We start from the raw sequence: 2946 nt of genomic DNA, 5'->3' as shown, positions 1-2946 counted from the left end.
TGCGGACAAGCTCAGGCCCTTTCTCGAGCGCTGAGGCAAGCCGGGCGTGGTATCCCTTCGACGCCCGACTCCAGACTGGCAGCGATCACGCGTCGGCCTGATCGTTGTCCTGACCGGACGTGTTCGCTGCGGGAAAACTTACAGCGGCTTGATGCTGGCAGCCTGCTTCCCCTTGGGGCCCTGCTTGACCTCGAAGCTGACCTTCTGGCCCTCCTGAAGCGATTTGAAGCCACTTCCCTGAACCTCGGAGAAGTGCGCAAACAGGTCTTCGCCGCCGTCATCCGGCGTGATGAATCCAAACCCCTTCGTATCGTTAAACCATTTGACGGTACCCGTTGCCATACTCTGAACGCTCCAAGGAAATCGGTTGTAAATGATGCGCCTGGCGTGCGCCAGACAGCGGCTACCTTGTATCACGAGGGGGCTGTCACTGACAATCCAGATTTCTTGTAAGCCACGCCGGCATAGCCGATGCAACCCCCTCAGAATCTTGGTTGAACCAGACGCGCTGCCTCATAAGCGATTTCAGCGTTAGCGCCTGGCGAACGGGAAAATAGCCTCGACAGCCTGGATCAACTCTTTCTTGACGTCTTCGCGAAAAATGGCGTCGGTACGTGTTGAACCTGTTCGCTTCCGCAATGAGGGCAAGGCGGATGAGCCGATGCATGTTCGGCGAGATGCTCGACGCTCCCGAACGTTTTGCCGCACTTCTCGCAACGGTATTGGTAGGTCGGCATGGCATTCCTCCGGTATCGATGCTGCGCGAGGATATGAGTATGGTGCGTGGCGGCGCGAACTCGATATTGCAGCGAACCCGCATTGATGCGATTGCGAGGGAGTTGAGCTGCAGCTGCGCGCGATCGCACGAACCTCCGTCACCGGATCATGCACCCGGGCACATGGGCGGTCGATCGTGTTGGGACGTTGCATAGCGCGCCGGGCCCAGCCCACCTCGTTGCGCTTATTCGTCATGGCACGAGGGGGCTTGGCACGCTACCGCCGACTCACAACAGGACCGCTTGCTGCAAAAGCTCCAGCGCTTTCAATTCGTCGAGTCGACCCGTACGGGCTTTACCTGCTAGCGTCTTGATCAATGCTTCCGCAATCGGTGCAATACCATCAAGATTGTCCAGGCTGGTCACGGAAGGGACGGGGGGCGGTACAGGGTTTCGCTGCGGTATTGCGGAGGCGGGGAGCGACTCAAGGGTTGCCGGTGTGGCAGCCGGCGCCTCGCCATCACTTACTTCAAGTGTGCGACCGGCAAGGTCGTCGGAGAAATCGCTTATATGATCTTGCGGGCTGACGACGGCCGTCTCTTTTTCTCCTGTGACGTCCGCTGAAACAGGTGAGGGGCTTTCCGAATCGCCCAGGGCGCCCGTCCGCGCGCGCCCCATGTGCGCTTTCTCATCGGCGAGCGTCCCTGGCACGCCATCGCTTGTTACGACTGCCGGCGGCTCGTGTTGAACGGATACGCGACCGCGCGGTGCAGGCGTAAGCATACGCGACACCGACTCCGGAATCTCGGCTTCGGAGCGCGGGGTGTCCAACCAGCCACTTGGCAATCCAAGTCGCTCCGTGAACCGGTTTGCTTCCACACTGTCCATGCGCTTCTTGCCATGTAGCCGATGGGCCATGTTGGATCCACTCATCGCCATGACTACACCAAGTCGTACCTTCGATCCGTTGCGACTGGTGAGAACGTGGAGGTTAGCGCGTCGGATGTTTTCTACCTCGGCGCTGTCGCTCAATGCCAGCGATTGCTGTTCGGGCGTTTTAGGAGAACGCTTGTATTTCGAAGGCGAAGTTTTTTGCGGCGCCTGGGGCGTAGGCTGTTCGACCATTTCGCTTTGACGGTTCTTGACGGCCCTGGACGCTCGTCCAGCTGCTTTCTTTGGCATTTTCGCTTCCTCGGACAAACTATCTTTAAGAACTGATTGTTGATCGACGCTTAGGGCCGAAGACGGCTTAAGTGCTTCAGACTCCGCGCCTTGTCCGTCGTCCGTTTGAATGAAGTCGAGCGGTGACTTCAGACGAGCGATGGTCTCGGCCGCGAGCGCAGGATTGGGATGGTCAAAAAAACCATGCGGCAACCCAAGCGTGGTTTCCATGTGAAAGGCGGTCTCGGGTGTGAACCTCTCGCCCTTCATCAGTTCGCCGACTCGCGCCATGTTCGATTCAAGCGCTATCGCGATATTTTCTGCGCCTACCGCATCGACAAGAAACTGAAACGATCGTGTTTTGAAAATGGAGGCAGTCTGGGCGGCATCTCGAGGAGGCGTCTTCACATACGGTTGTCCCTGCCGATTGGACGGGGATTTTTTTACGTGGCGAGGTTGACGTTGGCCGCTGTCCCGAGATCCCGCATATCGCCCGCGGGATTGACTCATAAAGTAGGGCTCCATGCGATCATTGTGAACCTTCGATTATAGACGGGCCGGTGTTGGCACTTGAAGCGTCAGTGGTTCCACGGTCGAAAATGTACGTCCCGGGTGCGATTCAACAGCGTCGTCCGATCGCAGCACACCGCGATCCGGTAAAGCTTCACCTGTACGGTATCCCATAGTCTCTTGCGCTGCCCGTGACAGGAAACCCATCCACGATCGATGCGCGCCGGTCCACGTTCGGCTCAAGAGCGCGAGGTCGAGATGGCTTCCGATTCTTCACGGAATTGCGACGTTGACCGACAGCTTGCCGGGGCGCTCGCGCGCCGATACGGCGAATCCCCACGTTTCATGCAGCCTGTCACGATGCTTCCGGGCGTATGAACAAGTTGTGTGCGCTTAGATCGACAGTCCACCGGGATACGCGGCAATCTACCCATTCGGACGGCGCCTCCAGGCGATGAGAATTCATGATTAGGCCGCCGTGGAGCCGTAGGCTTAGAAGCTGTTGCGAAATTAAATTCCTGGCCTGTTAAGGAAGGTCTGCAGAAGTCGTTTTCGGAGC

General features: G+C 58.1%; 3 protein-coding genes. All 3 read right to left on the bottom strand.

What is annotated here, in order from left to right; all coding sequences use genetic code 11:
• Nucleotides 1-138: 138 nt before the first annotated feature.
• The gene (locus NQV17_RS37590; RefSeq protein ID WP_057926883.1) at nucleotides 139-342 is read right to left on the bottom strand and encodes a cold-shock protein; all 204 of its coding nucleotides are present in this window, start codon (nucleotides 340-342) and stop codon (nucleotides 139-141) included.
• A 230-nt stretch (nucleotides 343-572) separates the two neighbouring features.
• Entirely contained in the window at nucleotides 573-737 is a 165-nt protein-coding gene (locus NQV17_RS37585; protein ID WP_257776131.1) for a zinc ribbon domain-containing protein, read from the bottom strand.
• A gap of 267 nt (nucleotides 738-1004) precedes the next feature.
• Entirely contained in the window at nucleotides 1005-2387 is a 1383-nt protein-coding gene (locus NQV17_RS37580) for a hypothetical protein (RefSeq protein WP_257776130.1), read from the bottom strand.
• Between the last annotated feature and the right edge of the window lie 559 nt (nucleotides 2388-2946).

Source organism: Burkholderia sp. SCN-KJ (genome assembly GCF_024656005.1).
GTDB lineage: Bacteria > Pseudomonadota > Gammaproteobacteria > Burkholderiales > Burkholderiaceae > Burkholderia.
The sequence above is the reverse complement of the archived record's forward strand: the minus strand, read 5'-3'. Positions and strand labels throughout refer to the sequence as shown.

Excerpts from the sequence above, each read along its gene's own strand:
- NQV17_RS37590 (WP_057926883.1), bottom strand. The coding sequence starts at position 342 with ATGGCAACGGGTACCGTCAAATGGTTTAACGATACGAAGGGGTTTGGA.
- NQV17_RS37585 (WP_257776131.1), bottom strand. The coding sequence starts at position 737 with ATGCCGACCTACCAATACCGTTGCGAGAAGTGCGGCAAAACGTTCGGG.
- NQV17_RS37580 (WP_257776130.1), bottom strand. The coding sequence starts at position 2,387 with ATGAGTCAATCCCGCGGGCGATATGCGGGATCTCGGGACAGCGGCCAA.